The 17915-nt window shown below is 60.9% G+C and carries 16 protein-coding genes and 1 pseudogene; 12 read left to right on the top strand and 5 right to left on the bottom strand.

Going from position 1 to position 17915, the window contains the following annotated elements; genetic code table 11:
• Window positions 1-368 precede the first annotated feature (368 nt).
• Window positions 369-968, bottom strand: coding sequence for a LysE family translocator (locus J2X15_RS04010; RefSeq protein WP_310339650.1), 600 nt, complete (start codon window positions 966-968; stop codon window positions 369-371).
• A gap of 1 nt (window position 969) precedes the next feature.
• Entirely contained in the window at window positions 970-2178 is a 1209-nt protein-coding gene (locus J2X15_RS04005) for an aminotransferase class V-fold PLP-dependent enzyme (protein ID WP_310339648.1), read from the bottom strand.
• A 101-nt stretch (window positions 2179-2279) separates the two neighbouring features.
• Between J2X15_RS04005 and J2X15_RS04000 the strand changes: the two genes are divergently transcribed.
• Entirely contained in the window at window positions 2280-3107 is an 828-nt protein-coding gene (locus J2X15_RS04000; RefSeq protein ID WP_310339647.1) for a helix-turn-helix transcriptional regulator, read from the top strand.
• Here the strand turns inward: J2X15_RS04000 and J2X15_RS03995 are convergent.
• Window positions 3104-3421, bottom strand: a complete 318-nt coding sequence (locus tag J2X15_RS03995; protein ID WP_310339713.1) for a hypothetical protein — start codon at window positions 3419-3421, stop codon at window positions 3104-3106. The two genes, J2X15_RS04000 and J2X15_RS03995, sit on opposite strands and share 4 nt — an antisense overlap.
• Between J2X15_RS03995 and J2X15_RS03990 the strand changes: the two are divergent.
• Together J2X15_RS03990 and J2X15_RS03985 are read left to right on the top strand one after the other, a co-directional pair.
• Window positions 3351-3837, top strand: a pseudogene (locus J2X15_RS03990) (dihydrolipoyl dehydrogenase); the annotation flags it as partial. The gene J2X15_RS03995 and the pseudogene J2X15_RS03990 sit on opposite strands and share 71 nt — an antisense overlap.
• 132 nt (window positions 3838-3969) lie before the next feature.
• On the top strand, window positions 3970-4644 hold the full coding sequence (locus J2X15_RS03985) for a helix-turn-helix domain-containing protein (protein WP_310339646.1): 675 nt from the start codon (window positions 3970-3972) through the stop codon (window positions 4642-4644).
• Window positions 4645-4661: 17 nt separating this feature from the next.
• On the opposite strand, the gene J2X15_RS03980 is transcribed toward J2X15_RS03985, so the two are convergent.
• On the bottom strand, window positions 4662-5780 hold the full coding sequence (locus tag J2X15_RS03980) for an epoxide hydrolase family protein (protein WP_310339645.1): 1119 nt from the start codon (window positions 5778-5780) through the stop codon (window positions 4662-4664).
• 196 nt (window positions 5781-5976) lie between these two features.
• On the opposite strand from J2X15_RS03980, the gene J2X15_RS03975 reads away from it, so the two are divergent.
• From J2X15_RS03975 to J2X15_RS03935, 9 genes are all read left to right on the top strand, one after another.
• Window positions 5977-6534 carry a sigma-70 family RNA polymerase sigma factor gene (locus J2X15_RS03975; protein WP_310339644.1) on the top strand — a complete coding sequence of 186 codons (558 nt, stop codon included), beginning with the start codon at window positions 5977-5979 and terminating at the stop codon, window positions 6532-6534.
• Between the two features lie 22 nt (window positions 6535-6556).
• Entirely contained in the window at window positions 6557-6874 is a 318-nt protein-coding gene (locus J2X15_RS03970; RefSeq protein WP_409034243.1) for a hypothetical protein, read from the top strand.
• Entirely contained in the window at window positions 6871-8106 is a 1236-nt protein-coding gene (locus J2X15_RS03965; protein WP_310339642.1) for an MFS transporter, read from the top strand. Before J2X15_RS03970 ends, J2X15_RS03965 begins: the two co-directional genes overlap by 4 nt.
• A gap of 114 nt (window positions 8107-8220) precedes the next feature.
• Window positions 8221-9183, top strand: coding sequence for an ABC transporter ATP-binding protein (locus J2X15_RS03960; RefSeq protein WP_310339640.1), 963 nt, complete (start codon window positions 8221-8223; stop codon window positions 9181-9183).
• 2 nt (window positions 9184-9185) lie between these two features.
• A complete protein-coding gene (locus J2X15_RS03955) occupies window positions 9186-9956 on the top strand; it encodes an ABC transporter permease (RefSeq protein WP_310339639.1) in 771 nt (256 codons plus the stop codon).
• A 7-nt stretch (window positions 9957-9963) separates the two neighbouring features.
• Window positions 9964-10848: a thioredoxin domain-containing protein gene (locus J2X15_RS03950; RefSeq protein WP_310339637.1), complete on the top strand. Its 885-nt coding sequence runs from the start codon at window positions 9964-9966 to the stop codon at window positions 10846-10848.
• A 54-nt stretch (window positions 10849-10902) separates the two neighbouring features.
• The gene (locus J2X15_RS03945) at window positions 10903-12324 is read left to right on the top strand and encodes an aspartate kinase (RefSeq protein ID WP_310339636.1); all 1422 of its coding nucleotides are present in this window, start codon (window positions 10903-10905) and stop codon (window positions 12322-12324) included.
• A gap of 100 nt (window positions 12325-12424) precedes the next feature.
• Window positions 12425-13483, top strand: a complete 1059-nt coding sequence (gene rsmH / locus J2X15_RS03940) for a 16S rRNA (cytosine(1402)-N(4))-methyltransferase RsmH (RefSeq protein ID WP_310339635.1) — start codon at window positions 12425-12427, stop codon at window positions 13481-13483.
• A gap of 131 nt (window positions 13484-13614) precedes the next feature.
• Complete coding sequence (locus tag J2X15_RS03935) at window positions 13615-16476, top strand: sensor domain-containing protein (RefSeq protein WP_310339634.1); 2862 nt, start codon at window positions 13615-13617, stop codon at window positions 16474-16476.
• A gap of 74 nt (window positions 16477-16550) precedes the next feature.
• Here the strand turns inward: J2X15_RS03935 and J2X15_RS03930 are convergent, their stop codons facing one another.
• Window positions 16551-17912 (bottom strand): GGDEF domain-containing protein, encoded by a 1362-nt coding sequence (locus J2X15_RS03930; protein ID WP_310339632.1) that lies wholly within the window; start codon window positions 17910-17912, stop codon window positions 16551-16553.
• Between the last annotated feature and the right edge of the window lie 3 nt (window positions 17913-17915).

Raw genomic sequence — 17915 nt, 5'->3', positions numbered from 1 at the left:
ACTAAATCAGTAGCTGGCCGCGCAGATTCCACGAGGGCTGCGCGGCTTTTTTATAGCAAAGCCTGCAACAGGTGAGTAGCCAAGCAATTGACGATGTCCAAGCGCTCGGCGGAACTCATCAATTTTTCGACTCGACCGCTGTGCCGTGGGCACATGCTGGATCACATGGGTGTGGAGTTCGACCCCCCACGCATCGCACCTGTACGAGGGGTAGAGGGCTACAGGCAAAAATGCCTGCGAGAATCATCGCGAGCAGTCTATTGGCTACCTAGTGCGCTCATCCAGCGCATGCCATCTTCCCTCAAGTTCACGGCGCTGTTGGGCAAACAGCGCGACTGGTGCTGGATCTGTAAAGTCCAGACGTCTCTCTACTGCAACCACATGGGCACGACCGAGGCAGCAAGTAGTGCTCCCAAGATGGCATTGACGGTATGCCATTGCGCGGCGGTTCGCAACAGCTGTGATAACACAAGACCCGTCCAGCACCAGATGGTCAACGACACGATCGCCGCCAATCCAAAGGCTGCGCCAAGCAGTGTGACAAGCTGAGCCGGATGATGGGCCAATCCCGCGAACGACGCTCCCGCGCCGGTGGTCATAGCCCAGGCCTTGGGATTCATCCACAGCATGCCGGCGCCAGCTAAGAATCCAAGCGGAGTCGCCAATTGGGTCTGCAGGTGGGGCGGTCCGCTGCGTCCAATTTTCCATGCCAACCAGAACAGATATGCCGTACCGGCCAGTTTCATGGCGAGTTGCAAGGACGGTACGGCCAGCATGAGTCCAGACAAGCCGGTGGCCGCAATACATGCGAGCGTCGCCAAACCTGTGCTGAGACCGGCCAACAATGGAAGAGAGCGTCGAAAGCCAAACTGCGCGCCGGAGGCCGTTGCCAATGTGGTCGCACCACCCGGCGTCAGAGTGGATGTCAGTACAAACAGCGCCAGCGGCAGCAGGGATGTCGCCGCCATATCATGCTCCCCGACCGTCGGCGTGCACCAACTGCTCCAATGCGTCCGCCAGCTTCATCAGATCGCCCTCGTCGTTGTAGACATGGGGCGACACGCGCACCGCACTCCCGCGTACCGAGACATGGATCTGTTGCCGTGCGAGCTCTAGGCGGCAGGCTTCGGGATCCATGGTGGATGGGAGCTTCACCCCAAAGAGGTTTACACAGCGCTGGGTTTCGTCCGCAATGTCGAACCCTAGCACGCGCAGCCGTTCAACCGGCCTGCGGGCGATGCCCAGCAAGTACTCGCGGATTCGATTCGGCTGCCATTCGATCAGCAACTGGCACGCGGCCTCCAGCATGGCAATTAATGAGGGGTTGGCACGCAAGCTGGTATCAAAGCGCCGCATGCCCGGCGCGTAGCGGTCTTCATAGTCGACCAGCCGTGCAAAATTCTCGCTGCCCGATCGCATCAACCAGCTTTCCTCCAGCGGGCTGGCGTCCAGAAATCGCTCACCCAACACGACGAAACCAAGGCCATAGTTCGACAACATCGCCTTGTAGCTGTGCACCATCAGTGCGTCGGGCTGCACCCGCTGCACATCGAATGGCATCGCACCCACGGTTTGGGTTGCATCCACGACGAATAGAGCCCCCACCTCTCGGCAACGCTTACCAACCCTTTCAAGATCAAACAGCGTGCCATCGGTCCAGTGCGCCGGCTCCACAGCGACGAGTGCGGTGTTGGTGTCAATGGCCGCCAGCAGCGCCGCATTCCACAGGGCTGCCCGGCTGGTCTCCAATGAAGGTGATGACCAGGGTGCCGACGGCGCCGCCACCGTGCGCATCTCAATACCGCTGCTTCGCCAGTTGCGCCATGCGTAGACGTTGCTCGGAAACATGTCGCCCAGCATGACGATGTTCTGACCAGGTTTTGGGGACAGATTCTTGGCAACGATGGCTGTGGCGTAGGCCACGGTGGGGATGAAGGCAACCCGTTCCGGGTCGGCGTTCACCAACTGCGCACACAACGTGCGCGTGCGCTCGGCGGGGGCAAAGAAATCCTGCGCTGTCATTCCAATGGGGGCGGCACGTGCTGTCAGTGCCTTTGCTCCCGCCTGCTCCACGGGCTTGGGCAAAGGCCCCATGAAGGCGCTGTTCAGGTAGCAATGGTCAGCGGGGATGGAAAAGAGATCGCGTTGGCAAACCAGCGGTGCAGGTGTGGAGGGCATGGGTGGATGGCCGTTGTGCGGCTGTGTTTTGTGGGTGTCGCCTATCATTGCCGCATGCTCGATCCGCATCTATCAGGAAATTTCAATCAAGGCGCTGCGCCATGAAAATCGACTTTGGTTGGGCCAGCGTTTCATTGCTGCCATCGGCGCCCTACTCGGTGCGCGACGCATCGTGTTGCTGTGTGCTGGGTCTCGCATTCGAGCGGCAGCAGGGGGTGCATGCCATCGGTGCGGATCGGCGCCAGGACTTTGATGCCTGGCCTGGCGATCTGGCCTTCACGCTTCCCGAAGTGGAGGTGTTCTCGGAATCGCGCACAGGTGGTGAGTACCTGACTTTGCATGTGGCGCATGACGTGCCAGATCTGCAGGTGGACGCACCCCTGGTGGGGCCGCGCACGGTCTTCCACGGAGACCGGCAAGCGGTGCGACTCGGTTGGGCGCTGCGCCGTCTGCTGCATGCCGCGCAACCCCACCCGGAGCGGATTGAAGAGCTCGCGGCGATGCTGTTGGGGCAAGGCTTGTCCCGGCTCACGCTGCCCTGGCGCGGGCCCAGTTGTTACGAGGCGGATCGCAAGGCGCATGCGCGGGTCCTAGACTACATTGACAGCATGCTTGAAGGACCGCTGAGTCTGGAGGAATTGGCGGGCGTCGCGGGGATGCCGTTGTTGCGTTTCTTGCGCAGCTTCTCAAACGCCGTCGGCAGTACGCCGCACGCCTACATCACCGAGCGGCGCTTGCAACGCGCCCGCCGCTTGTTGCGCGCGTCAGACGCGCCGCTGGCCGACATTGCCTTCGCATGCGGGTTTGCCCACCAATCCCATCTCGGCGCAGTGATCAAAGAGCGCTTGGGTCTGAGCCCGCGCCAGTACCGAGGGCTTGCGCAAGCGGTCCCTCTGCTCGCCGGGACCTCTGTGCATCTGGCGATTTAACCTGTGCGCCCGACTGATACCGTGTCGACCCGCCGGCGGAATTGCAAGAAAAACGATCCGGCATCCATGCGCAGTTGCACGCCGGTGCTGGTGTAGATCGGTGTCACCATGCGGCCATTTACTGTCACGCTGGTGAATTTTCCATGGATGCTGTTGCCCATCACCAGTTGCAGCGTGCCGCCAGTTTGGTACACGTCGCCGGTGCCAAACGCGGTAGTTTGAGTGGCTTCGAGCGTGCCAGTTTTTGACAACATCATGACAAAAACAGTGGGTGCACGCGCCTTGCTCGCAGGCATTGAGGTGACGTTTGCCACAGCGGAAGAGGGTGGCATCGCCCTCGCGGCAACGTGCCCCACATCTTCGCCATCGGCGACATCGTGGGCCGGCCCATGCTGGCGTACAAGGCGGTGCACGAGGTACACGTGGCGGCCGAAGTGATTGCTAGCGAGCTGTAAGGCAACAAGAAACTGGCCGCGCCAACGCCAACGCCAACGGTCGCGACGAAGGCGTCACCAAGCTGCTGTTTGACGACAGCCCCTAGGCCCATGGCCACGGCAAGATCCTGGGCGGCGACATGATCGGTGAGATCGCGCTGGCCATCGAAATGGGCGCGGATGCAGTGGACATCGGCAAGACGATTCACCCGCACCCCACGCTGGGCGAGAGCATCGGCATGGCGGCGGAGATTGCGCACGGCAGTTGCACGGATGTGCCGCCGCAGAAAAAGTAAACCAGGCTCACACCCCTGGCGCTACTAAATCAGTAGCTGGCTGCGCAGATTCCACGGGGGGCTGCGCGATTTTTTTGTATACAGAGCCCCCATTTTGGCTCACCGACTCTCTCAGGAAGGCGCGTTGAAACCATGACCCAAAAGCACACACGGCGCAACTCAGACCATCCTTGGATTGACGCTGTATGGCAGACGGTGTGCCTTACCGACGGAATCTACAAGGCAACGCCCGATGGGTCGTGGGACCTGATACGCAGTGATGCACCGGACAGAGCCCCACTTGTGTTCTTGACGGGGCAGTCGACAGAACCTGTTGATGTGCCCTACCAGGCACACGAGCATTCAGTGGTCATTTCTTTGTGCGCGCACGTGTATCTTGCGCAGGGCCATGAGGCGCGTACGGGCGCGGCGGTGCGCATGCTGGATGTCCAGGGCAACCATTTCCTTCTGAATGGGGTGACACTGCCTCTACCCACTTTCGACAATGCGGAAGCACTGGTTTCCGAGATGGTGGCCGCGGACCTTCTGTCCACCAATGACATTGTCGCCCGGGCCTTCGGCGCACGCCCCAGACCCGCCTCGCCGCGCGCCGTTCAGCAGAATTTCAAGAAGATCACCGGCATCACCCAGAAAGACTTTCAGTTGATCCGACGCGCCCAAGAAGCGGTGCGGCGCTTGAAGGCGGGCGAGGAAGCTGTCGCTGTCGCTCTGGACTTGGGCTACACCGACCAGCCGCACATGATCAAGTCCATCAAGAAGATCATGGGCTCCACGCCTTCAGACTTGGACGGCATCCACAAAATCTGACTGCCGTCCGTGCTCGCCTACTTGACGACTTTGGTCGCAAAGTCCTTGAGGTCTTGAACGAAGAATTGCGGGTCCTCCCACGCTGCAAAATGGCCGGCCGTCTCCATGTCGTGGAATTGAACTACGTTGCCACAGGTCTGCCGCTGTGCCCATTCACGGGGCAGGCGCACACCGCCGGGAATAGGCGCTTCACTGGCAACCGCGAAGGGAACCTGGGTGTTCCGCCCTTTGGTGGTCGGGGGCTGCGTGGCGTTCAGCTGGTAAGTGCGGAAGGATGAGGCCGCAGTTTCAGTGAGCCAGTAGATCATGATGTTGGTCAGCAGTTCGTCCCGGCCCAGCTTGCTATCAATGCTGTCGCCCAGGCCCATGCCAGCCATAAAACTCATGATCCAGGCCGCGAGCCCGACCGGCGAATCATGCATGGCAAACGCCAGGCTTTGCGGTTTGGTGGCTTGCACCAAATTGAAGGCGCCATGGGTGAAAAACCATTGCTGGATGGCGCCTGCATAGGCTTGCTCCGGTGCGCTCAAGGCGCCGAAATCCGTGGTGTGGTCCGGGTAGCCTACGTCCGTGACGTGGCCACCGATGAGTCGCGCTGGGTGGCGTTGTGCCATGGATAGGGCGATCAACGAACCAAGGTCGCCGCCGGCCACCAGGAAGCGGTCGTAACCCAGCACATCGTGCATCAGCTGCACCAGCACGTCGCCCATGCGGTCGACAGGCATGGCCACTCTGGACGAGAAACCGCTGCCCGGCAAGGACGGAATCACCACGTGAAAATCCTCAGCCAAACCGTCCATTACCCGGCGGTAGCGGTAGAAGCTGTCTGGCCAGCCATGCAAAAGCAAGAGTGCTGGCGCGTTCTGCTTGGTGGATGGCTTGTGCACAAAGTGCAAGGTCTGGCCTTCCATGTGAACCACGTAGTTGGGCTGTGCGTTCAGACGCGCTTCTGCTTTGCGCCAATCGTAGGTGTTCAACCAATAGTGCGTGAGCTGTTGCAAGTAGCTGAGATTGGTGCCCAACGCCCACCCGGCATCTGCCGGCTCGTCGGGCCAACGTGTGTGTTGGAGGCGGTATCGGAGGTCCTCAAGTTGCGTGTCGGGAATCGCGATCTGGAAAGGTGTCGGTTGATGCATGGTGCTGGCTCCATCAGGTTGTTGATGAAAGCAGTCTAGGTATCGGGCTTCTTGGGCGCTTGTAAAAAAACGCACATCTGCATACCACCCGGTCTTGGGAAAAAATTCTCAAAAGAAACCGTACAGCGCACAATATTTCCGATCCTGAAACGTCATCAGGGTATGGACTTGCCGATGCCCTCATTGCCCCCCGCGAATGACTGACTCCAACCGTGACATCACTGCCGTGGTGCTGCGTGAGCGTTCCCGGTTGGGGAATTTCATTCGGCAGCGGGTGCGCGACCCCTCGGACGCCGAAGACATCCTGCAGGATGTGTTCCACGAGTTCGTGGAGGCCTACCGGCTTCCCGAGCCGATTGAACAGGTGGGCGCTTGGCTGTTCCAGGTGGCGCGCCACCGCATCATCGACCGCTTCCGCAAGAAGGGGGCGCAGTCGCTGGACGATGCGGCACAGGACCCGGATGCGGAGGAGGGCGAGGCCTACCGGCTCGACCTGGCTCTGCCATCACCAAACGCGGGGCCGGAGGCGCTGTACGCCCGGTCGGTGTTGCTCAAGACCCTGCAACTGGCCGTGGACGAGTTGCCGGACAGCCAGCGGGAGGTTTTTATGGCGCACGAGATTGAGGGGCGCAGCTTCAAGGACATGGCTGCGCACAGCGGCATTGCCATGAACACTTTGCTGGCCCGCAAGCGCTACGCAGTCCTGGCTTTGCGTGCGCATTTGCAGGCGGTGTACGACGAATTTGAAACCTGATGACATGTGAAGGAGAAATACCATGAGATCAAAATTGGGCTTTTGGCGCTATGTGGCGTGGCCTGTGCGAGGCCTGCTGATGGCAGCGGCGATGAGCGGCGCGGTGATGCTGCTGTGGAACGCGGTGGCGCCCGCACTGTTCGCGGACGCCCGGCAAATTGACTACTTGCGCGCGCTGGGTTTGTTGGTGCTGTGTCGTATCCTCTTTGGCGGCTTTCGCGGACACGGCGGTTGGCATGGGCACAAGCGCTGGAACAAATGGCAAACCATGACTCCCGAGGAACGTGCGCAGTTTCATAGGCGCGGACCCTGGGGCAAAACAACGGACGATCAGACATGAACACCAATGCTTCCAACCCTGCCGATGCCAAGGCCGTGCCATTGAAGTTTTCTGGCTACCAGAAAACCGTCGTCGCCATCCTCGCATTCCTGCAGTTCGCCGTCATTCTGGATTTCATGCTCATGGCGCCGCTGGGCGCGGTGATCATGCCCACGCTGGGCATGAGCGCAAGCCAGTTTGGGCTGGTGGTGTCTGCCTATGCCTTCAGCGCTGGTGTGGTGGGCTTGCTCACCGCGGGCTTTGCGGACCGCTATGACCGTAAGAAGCTGCTGCTGTTCTTCTACGCCGGCTTCCTGCTCGGCACACTGTGGTGCGGCTTGGCGCAAAGCTTTGAGACCTTGCTGATGGCGCGCATCGTCACCGGCTTGTTTGGTGGCGTCATCGGCTCGGTGGTGCTGGCCATTGCGACGGACCTGTTCCCGCCCCAGATGCGCGGCCGCGTCATGGGGGTAGTGCAAACAGCCTTTGCGGCCAGCCAAGTGCTGGGCATCCCCGTGGGGCTGTACCTGTCGAACCAGTGGAGTTGGCACATGCCATTTCTGGCAATGGCAGCACTGGGTCTGCTGGGCGGCGTGGCCGTGGCCTGGCTGATGCAGCCCGTTGCCGACCATCTGAAACTGCCCCAGGAGCACAGCCCCTGGATGCACCTGCTCCACACCTTGACGGAGCCCAGTTACCTGCTTGCCTTTGCAACAACCGCGCTGGTGGCCACCGGCGGCTTCATGCTGATGCCCTTCAGCAGCGCCTTTGCCGTCAGCAACCTGGGCATCAGTCTGGACCACCTGCCCACGGTGTACCTGATCACCGGCCTGTGCACCATTGTCTTTGGGCCCTTGATTGGCAAGGCGGCAGATGCATGGGGCCAACTCCGCGTATTCATGTTTGGTACGGTGGTCACCATCATCATGGTGCTGGTCTACACGCACCTTGGTCCGGTGTCCTTGCTGACGGTGATCATCGTCAACACCGTCATGTTCGTGGGCATCTTCTCGCGCATGATCCCGTTCCGGGCGCTTCTGGCCGGGGTACCCGTGGTTTCGCAGCGCGGGTCGTTCAATGCGATCAGTGGCTCGCTGCAGCAGCTCTCTGGTGGAGTGGCTTCCGTCATCGCCGGCCACATTGTCACCATCGGGTCTGACGGCAAGCTGCAGAACTTTGATGTGGCGGGCTATGTGGTGCTGGGCGCTTCCGTCGCCGCTGCGCTGCTGCTGTGGCAGTTGCATCGCAAGTGACGCCAAGCGGCTACGGCTAGAAGGGGTCTGGGAAGGCCTTTGCGCTGTGATGTCATGGAGATAGCCTGACAATAGGCTCCCCGGTTCCAGACAACCTTTCAGCCATTGCATCGCATGCCCGCTACACCCACCTTCGATTCCGCCGCAGACGCCATCGTCCGCGTGCGCGGCCTGAGCAAAACCTATGCGGGCGGATTCCAGGCCCTCAAAAACATCAATTTGGACATCCGGCGGGGCGAAATTTTTGCGCTGCTGGGCCCCAATGGGGCGGGCAAGACCACGTTGATCAGCGTGATCTGCGGCATGAGCACTGCCACCGAGGGCACGGTGGTAGCCGACGGCCACGACACGGTGCGCGACTACCGCGCGGCCCGTTCTATCGTTGGCCTGGTGCCTCAGGAGCTACACACGGATTCGTTTGAGACCGTGTGGGCCACGGTGAGCTTCAGCCGCGGGCTGTTTGGCAAGGCACCAAACCCGGCCTTCATCGAGAAGATCCTCAAAGACCTGTCGCTGTGGGACAAGAAGGACAACAAGATCCTGCAGCTCTCCGGTGGCATGAAACGGCGGGTGCTGATTGCCAAGGCACTGTCGCATGAGCCCAAGATTCTGTTCCTGGACGAGCCCAGCGCGGGTGTGGACGTGGAACTGCGCCACGATATGTGGCGCCTGGTACGCGAGCTGCGCGATGCGGGCACCACCATCATCCTGACCACGCACTACATCGAAGAAGCCGAAGACATGGCCGACCGCATCGGTGTGATCCGCAAGGGTGAGCTGATCGTGGTGGAAGACAAGCACGTGTTGATGCGCAAGCTGGGCAAGAAGCAGCTGACGCTGACGCTGCAGCACCCCATGAACCACGTGCCAGAGGCATTGGCACCCTGGTCCCTCGCACTGGCGCAGAACGGCCAGCAGCTGACCTACAGCTTTGACACCCAGCAAGAAGACACCGGCATTGCCGCGTTGCTGCGGGCTTTGGGTGAATTGGGTATTGATTTCAAGGACCTGCATTCCAGCGAAAGTTCGCTCGAAGACATTTTCGTCAGCCTGGTCCACGACACGAAAGCACCATAAGCATGAACGGCCTCAACCTGCACGGCGTGCGCGCCATCTATCGTTTCGAGATGAACCGTGCGTTTCGCACCTGGATGCAAAGCCTGATTGCGCCTGTGCTTTCCACGGCACTGTATTTCATCGTCTTCGGCTCGGCCATTGGCTCGCGCATGGGCGATATTGGTGGTGTGGGCTATGGCGCTTACATCATCCCGGGTTTGTTGATGCTGTCGCTGCTGTCCGAGAGTATTTCCAACGCGTCCTTTGGCATCTACATGCCCAAATGGTCTGGCACCATTTACGAACTGCTGAGCGCGCCGGTCAGTTGGGTCGAGGTATTGCTGGGCTATGTGGGCGCTGCGGTGAGCAAGTCCCTCATGGTGGGCACGCTCATCCTCGTGACGGCGCGTTTTTTTGTGCCCTACGAAGTGGCGCACCCGTTTTGGATGGTGGGTTTCCTGGTCCTCACCGCCACCACGTTCTGTCTGTTCGGCTTCATCATCGGGCTGTGGGCCGACAGCTTTCAAAAGCTACAGATCATCCCGCTGTTGGTGATCACCCCGTTGACGTTCCTGGGGGGCGCGTTTTACAGCATCAGCATGTTGCCGCCGCTGTGGCAGAACGTGTCATTGTTCAACCCGGTGGTCTACCTTATCAGCGGCTTGCGCTGGGCTTTTTATGGTCATGCCGATGTACAGATTGGCATGAGCGTGGGCATGACGTTCGCATTCATGGTGGCATGCCTTGCCGTGGTGTGGTGGGTGTTCAAGACGGGGCACCGTATTCGCAAATGAGCATCCTGTGAACCAACTCCTTGCCTTTCTTAGCATCCTCGCAAGCCTGAGCGTCGGCTCCGTCCGCGCCGACGCCGACAGCGCTGCGGCCGCGTACTTTGAGCACCGTGAACGGCTGCACTATGACAACGCAGCGCGCAGCACCAGCGTCGCGCGCGCCGACACGCTGGTGAAGGGCGTCTACCGCCTGGAAGACCGTGCCAGTGGCCGCTTTATCGCGCTGATCACCGAGCGTGGCGATCTGAAGGGAGATTCCGAGGGCTGGGTCCGGGTGGGGCCAGAAGGCCCCGAGCCGCTGACCACGGCCGAACTCGCGCAACTGCGTGCTGAGGTGATGCGCAACATCGCCTGGGATCAACTGGTCGAAGACCGGTATGGCCGCGGTGGTGGTCGTCGACTTCTTTTGATATCCGCCGTGAACTGCCCCTTTTGCGAAAACATGGAGGCCAATCTTGCGCGCATGGCCGCTTCGCTGGACACCACCTTTTATGTGCTGCCCGCATCGCTGACACCGCTATCCAACGAGGGTAGTGGCCTGCGCACCTGGCAGCAGGCGGCGGCGCTACGTTGTGCGAAGGACCCTGGCGCGGCCTGGCGGCGTTTCTGGACGCATCGCACGGTGCCAAATAGCGCGGGCTGCGCCATGGACGCGGAGGCCGCGCAGCGCAGCTACCGGAACTTTGGCACGGTATTAGCCAGTATTGGCACCAGGGTAAGCGGTGTGCCTGCGGTGATCCGTGAGGACGGCGTCCGGCTCACCGTGCCGCCTGACATGGACTGGGCCTATGCCAGCGCCGTCTATGGCCCGGCGGGCGTGCCGGCAGCTTTGCCCGCTTCCGGCACGCCCCTGGTGTGGCTCGCGGGCGCCCATAAGGACGCGGCAGCAAACTAGTGGAAAATACTGGGTTTCCTGGCTTTCCAACCTTTTGCTCCTCCGAGCTAGCCCATGTCTGACCTCAATTCCTCCAAGATCTCTGTCGAGAAGATCGGCGGCACCTCCATGACCGCCTTTGGCGATGTACTGCGCCACATCGTGCTGCACGACCCCAAGCGCATCTACGGACGCATTTACGTGGTGTCGGCCTACTCGGGCGTGACCAACCAACTGCTGGAGCACAAGAAAACCGGCGAGCGTGGCATTTACGCGCTGTTTGCCGAGGGCAAGGGCTACCAGGACGCGCTCACAGGCCTGGCAGTCAGCCTGAAAAAAATCAACGCGGGTTACGCCGATCTTGGCCTGCCGCTGACCGTGGCTGATGCCTTCATCGACCAGCGCATTGCCCAGGCCCGCGAATACCTGGGGGCCATGCAGCATGTGTTGGCCAGCGGCTACCTCAGCCGCCACGACGTGTTGTTGGCCGCGCGCGAAGTGCTGGCCTCCATCGGTGAATCCCACAGCGCGTTCAATTCGGTGGAGATTCTCAAGGCCAATGGCGTGAAGGCCGTGCTGATGGACCTGGCCGGCTTTGACGACAACGAAGCCTGGACCATTGACGAGCGCATTGCCAACAGTTTCAAGGACCTGGACCTGGCCAACAGCGTGATCGTGGCGACCGGCTACACCAAGGGCACGGAAGGCATCATGCGCGAGTTTGACCGCGGCTACTCCGAAGTCACTTTCAGCAAGATTGCTGTGGAAGTGCGTCCTGCCGAGGCTGTGATTCACAAGGAATTCCACCTGTCGTCCGCGGACCCCAACCTGGTGGGTCTGGAAAATGCGATTGTGGTGGGCGCCACCAATTACGACGTGGCCGACCAACTGGCCGACGTGGGCATGGAAGCCATCCACCCCAAGGCGTCCAAGCCCATGGAGCTGGCGGGTATCCCCATCCGCCTGAAGAACACGTTCGAGCCCGACCACCCCGGTACGCTGATCACCAAAGACTTTGTGGGTGAGCGCGCGCGCGTGGAAATCGTCACCGGTACCGACAAGGTCACACTCATCGAAATCCACGATCCCATGATGGTCGGCACCGTGGGCTTTGATGCCGGCCTGATGACTGTGTTCTGCAAGCACGACATCAGCTACATCCTGAAGGCGACCAACGCCAACTCCATCGCCCACCTGGTGTGGGACAACCAAGTGACGGCTGAACTGGTGGCCGAACTTGAAGCGCTGTACCAGGTGGTGACGGTCAAGCCCAGCGCCATCGTCTGCACCATCGGCTCCAACATCGGCATCCCCGGCGTGCTGGCCAAGGCTGCGCAGGCGCTGGCGGATGCGCAGGTCAACGTCAACTGCGTGTCGCAAACCCTGCGCCAGGTGAACATGCAATTCGTGATTGAGCGCGAAGACTACAAGACAGCCGTCAAGGCGCTGAACATGGCGCTGTGTGTCAACTCCGGCACGCCGGTGCCACGTGTCTGATCGCCACTGACAACGCTACAAATCTTGTAGCTAGCGGCGCAGATTCCAAAAGGTCTGCGCGGCTTTTTTTATTGGGACTTACCGGGGCGCATAATGGCCAATGACCGACGCCTCCCCTCCCCACAAGCGCCGCGTGCGTTACGCTGGCACCCATCCCCGCCAGTTTGAAGACAAGTACAAAGAGCTGGACCCCACGCGCCACGCGGCTGAGGTGGACAAGGTCATGCAGCGCGGGCAAACGCCGGCGGGCATGCACCGCTCCATTTGCGTAGACGAAATCCTCGCCATCCTGAAACCCGTGCCGGGCGAAACCGGCCTGGACCTGACCCTGGGCTTTGGCGGCCACACGCTGGCCATGCTGCCGCTGGTGCAGCCCGGCGGGCGCATGTTTGGTATGGATGTCGACCCGATTGAGCTGCCCCGCACCACGGCGCGGCTGCGTGCCTTGGGCTTCGGCGAAGAGGCGCTCAGCGTCCACCGCGCCAACTTCAGCGAATTGGTCACCTTGCTGCCCGAAGCGGGCGGTGGCTTCGACTTTGTGCTGGCCGACCTGGGCGTGTCGTCCATGCAGATTGACAACCCGGCACGGGGCTTCAGTTTTCGTGCCGATGGTCCGCTGGATTTGCGCCTGGACCCCAGCAGCGGCCAGTCGGCCAGCGAGTTGCTGCTGTGCGTGACCCGGCACCGCCTGCGCGACCTGCTGACCGACAACTCCGACGAGCCCTTTGCGATTCCCTTGGCCGCAGCCCTGCAAGGCCAGTACCTGGAAACCACCGTGCAGTTGGCTGACCTGGTGCGGGCCACTATGGAGCTCGCCTACAAGCGCAGCATGCCGGTGGAAGAGCGCTTGGTGGAGACCAAGAAAGTACTGCAGCGTACGTTTCAGGCGCTGCGCATTGAGGTGAACAACGAGTTTGGTGTGCTGGACACCATGTTACTGAACCTGCCTGCATGCCTCAAGCCCGGTGGACGCGTCGCGATTCTGAGCTTTCATTCCGGGGAAGACCGGCGCGTGAAAAAGTGTTTTCAAACCGGTGAGCGCAACGGCACTTTCAGCAGCGTGGCCGCCGACCCGATTCGGGCTTCCTACGACGAGCAGCGCAGTAACCCACGCTCTTCGTCGGCCAAATTACGCTGGGCGGTGCGGGCGCTGCATTGAATTGGTGTTGTCGCTGCGACGTTACATTTGGCGCGCTATTTCGCATATAGTTTCATTTTCACGCCTATTTCCCGGGGCCGAAGAATGATTAAAAGCGACGGATTGTTGGATATCTACGTGCGGTGCTGTTAATGCAAAACATTACCGGCATGCGGGTCGATGACGCGAGCTTGGCTTGGGTTCTGCTGGGCAAGGGCCTCGACCTGTACCAGGACAGTGTGTTCATCACGGGTGGAGATGGGCGCTTCATCTATGTCAACGATGCTGCGACACGCGCTTTGGGGTATGGCCGTGAAGCCTTGTTGACAATGGGGCCGCCGGACATTGATCCAAGCGTTTCCCTGCAGCGCTGTCTGGAAATACTGCAGAGCCCCCAAGGGCATACCTTTCTCGTTGACACAGTACACCGGACGCAGGGTGGCGACTTGATACCGGTGCAGGTGCACGGGGTCACGCTGCAGATGGATGGGCAATCGTTCGCCGTGGCTATCGCCCGCGACATGTCGGAATCCAAGCGGATGCAGGAAACATTGCTGCAACGCCAGCAGTACTGGCGCACTTTGCTGGACGAGTTTCCTTTCTTTGTCTGGCTCAAGGACGAACAAAGCCGCTTGCTGGCGGCCAACACCGCATACGCCAGAGTGGCAAGGGTGTCTTCCACCGCGGAACTGGAAGGCCGAACTGAATTCGAATTCTTCCCGCACGATCTGGCTGAGACCTATGTGGCCGATGACAAGGCTGTCATGGCGGCGGGCGTGGCCCATTACGTGGAGGAACTCTACGTTGATGAGCATGACCAACGGCGCTGGATGGAGGTGTGGAAGTCACCGCTGCATGAGCAGGGCAAGGTGGTGGGCACCGTGGGTTACTCCAGAGACATCACCGATCGCAAGCACACTGAGAGCGAGCTCCAGAAAGCGCTGGCCTTTACGCAAGGCGTCATTGATGCCTTTCCAGATCTTTTGTTTGAAACGGACCGGGATGGCCGCTACCTGAACATATGGACGCACAACCCTGAACTGTTGGCCGCAAGCCGGGAGAGCTTGCTGGGGCGAACCCTGAAGGAGGTCCTGTCACCCGAAAGCGTGGAAATCGCCGAAATCGCCTATGTGGAGGCTGAGCGGTCGGGGGTTTCCTTGGGACATGTCATTTCGGTCATGACGCCTGTTGGCCTACGCCAGTTTGAGCTATCGATGTCGCAGATGCGTGTCGCCGATGGCGCACGTCCGCATTTCATTGCGGTTTCACGCGATGTCACGCGGCGGCTGGAGTTGCAGCAGGAATTGACCAGCCGTGAGCGCGAATACCGAACCCTGGTCGAGAACTCGCCGGACGTGATTGCCCGGTTTGATCTGCAGTTCGGCTGCCGATATGCCAATCCGGTGCTGCTGCAGGCCCTGGGGCGCTCCAGCACGGGTGCGGTGGGGTGTTCACCGTTGGCCCTTTGGGGCGGTGAGGCAGGCGCAGCACTGGAGCAGCGCTTTGCAGAGGTTGTGGATCGCAGGGAATCCGTGGAGTTTGAACTGCACTGGTCTGACGCCCTGGAACGTAGTGTCTGCAGTTTGGTCAGTTTGACGCCAGAGGTCGGCGGTGACGCGAGCGTCAGCAGCATCTTGATGGTAGCGCGCGATATCAGTGAACTCAAAGCCTATCAAGACAAGATCCATCAGATGGCGTTTTATGACCCCCTGACGGGGATGCCCAACCGGGTATTGTTCAACGATCGTCTAGCGCAAATGCTCAAGGATGCGGCCTACCACCGCCACCAGGCCGGGGTGATGGTGGTGGATCTGGATCGCTTCAAGCAGATCAATGACACCATGGGCCATGCGACGGGGGACGCCTTGCTCAAAGAGGTGGCCGTGCGTCTGCGCAACAGTGTACGAAGCTACGACACCGTGGCCCGGCTGGGCGGGGATGAGTTCGGCATCTTGTTGCCGCAAATTCGTGCTGGGGCCCATCTGACACGCGTGGCGGGTAAGGTCCTGGCGGCCTTCAAGCAGAGCTTTTGGCTTGAGGGACGGGAGATTTTTATCTCCTGCAGCGTCGGGATTGCCGTGTACCCGACAGATAGTATGGTGTCAGAGGAATTGCTCAAGTACGCTGACTCCGCCATGTATTCCGCCAAGCGCAGCGGGCGCAATGACTTCCGGTTTTATTCGAAAGACCTGACGGTTCGCGCGCAGGAACGGCTGACACTGGAGTCTGATCTGCGCCACGCACTGGAGCGCGGTGAGCTGGCGTTGCACTACCAGCCCAAGGTGCTGCTGGGGTCCGGGGCCATGGTCGGCTGCGAGGCGCTATTGCGCTGGGCACATCCACGCTTGGGCATGGTTCCCCCGGATCAGTTCATCCCTGTGGCGGAGGACTCGGGATTGATCAACGAGCTGGGTGCCTGGGTGTTGCGCGAGTCCTGTCTGACGGCGGTGGTGTGGAACGCTGCGGCAGCGTTGCCACGCAAGGTAGCGGTCAATCTGTCGGTTCGCCAGATACAGGTGCCGGGCTTGGTGGCACAGGTGCAGGGAATCTTGGCGGAGACGCATTGCCAGCCGCAGTGGCTGGAGTTTGAAATCACTGAAAGCCTGCTGCTGGACGAGGATGGGCTCGTGGTCAACGCCTTGCAGGCGTTGCGCGATATGGGTGTCACCATTGCCATCGACGACTTTGGCACCGGCTATTCAGCTTTGTCCTATCTGGCCCGTTTTCCCATCGACACACTCAAAATCGATCGATCGTTTATCCATTCGGCGACGACGGACCATTTTCGGGCAGAACTGGTCAGGGCCATTTTGTCTATCGCGCGTTGCCTGAACCAGCAGGTAGTGGCCGAGGGCGTGGAAACGCGCGTGCAGGCAGACTTCTTGGCCGCCGAAGGCTGCCAGTTGGCGCAGGGCTATCTGTTCAGCAAAGCGGTGCCTCGGGAGCAGTTGTTGGCTATGTCCGACGCATGCCTCGCCCTGGGCGACATGCCCTCCGAGCCAATCGCAACGTAGGGTTCCGTCACCAGTTCTGTCTGCCCCCACGGCTTAAATCCGCAGCGCCGGTGCACCGGGTGCTGGTGGTATTTCTAGTCGGTGCAGACGAGATTGCGTCCGCCATGCTTGGCGCGGTAGAGCAGGGCATCGGCCGCTTCGAGCATGCGATCGAAACTGGCAAGGTTGGTGTCGCTGCAAAGGCCCATGCTAATGGTGATGCGCAGGTCGGGGTGTACCTCGTGCCAGGGGTAGGTTTCCACGTGTTGGCGCAGGGATTCACAGGCTTCGCGGGCGTGGACCAGATCGGTCTCAGGGAAGGCCACCACAAACTCTTCGCCACCGTAGCGCGCCACCAGGTCTGAGCCGCGCATGCTCTGCTGCAATATCTCACCCAGGCGGCACAACACCTCGTCGCCCGTGGCGTGGGAGAAGCGGTCGTTGACACTCTTGAAGTGGTCGATGTCGCACAGCATCACGCTAAAGGGGCGTTCGTAGCGCTGGGCGCTGGCAAAGAACTGGGCGCACTGATTGTCAAAATGGCGGCGGTTGTGCAGGCCCGTCAGCGCATCGCGCAGGCTGAGCTCCCGCATCTGCGCCGCCATGGCCTCGATCTGCGTGTGGGACTGGCGCAGGTCCTCGTACTGCCGTGCGATCTCGTCGCTCATGCGGTTGAAGGCCTGGGCCAATACGCCCACCTCGTTGTCGGATTCCACGGGCACCTGCTGGCGCAGCGCGCCTTCGCCCATGGCCTGTACGGCCCCCGTCAGGTGGCGCAGGGAGCGACTCAGCCGGTTGCCTAAAAACAGACCCAGCACCAGGGTGAGCGCCAGGCCCATGGTGGTGCCCAACACCAGCGATTCGCGCATGGCCGAGAGGTAGCCCAGATCGAGGTCGGAGTAGTTGGGCTCGCCTTGTGGTGAGGAATAAGCAATCACCTTCTCGTCCAGCAAGATGGGGAACATGCGGGCCCGGTCTTCATCGCGAATTGGGTCACCAGGCTTGTAGGGCGCCAGTGTGAACAGCGAGCGGTAGTCTGCACCAAACAGGTAGAAGCGAAACGGCGGCCTGTGCAGGCCGCCGCCCGGCGATGGTGGCGGTGGTTGGTTGCCGGGCTGGGCCACGAGCCCGGGGCCGACAGGGCGGGGTTCTGCCGGCGGCGGGAGCACGCCACCGCCTGCATCTGTCCGTGGAGGCGGGCGATGCCGCTCGGAAAAAGCCCGGAAGCCCTCGACCTTCTGGCCTTCCTCCCAGCTGCCATAGGTCTTGAAATACTTCTGCACATCGTTGGTGAAGTTCTTGCTGGCCTCCTGCATGACCAGGGTGTTGAATTTCTTCATCAGCCGCTGGTAGGTCAGCCCGCCAACGATGGCGGTGGACGCCAGGCTGGTGACCAGCAGGCAGGCAATGAGTTCGGTGCGTAGCGACAGGTTCCAGCGCGGGAGCAAGGTAGCCATAGG

Origin of the sequence: Rhodoferax saidenbachensis (assembly GCF_031457975.1) — a bacterium.
In the GTDB taxonomy this organism is placed as follows: Bacteria; Pseudomonadota; Gammaproteobacteria; order Burkholderiales; family Burkholderiaceae_C; genus Allorhodoferax; species Allorhodoferax saidenbachensis_A.
Note: the sequence above shows the minus strand (reverse complement) of the source record. Positions and strands in the feature narration are given on the sequence as shown.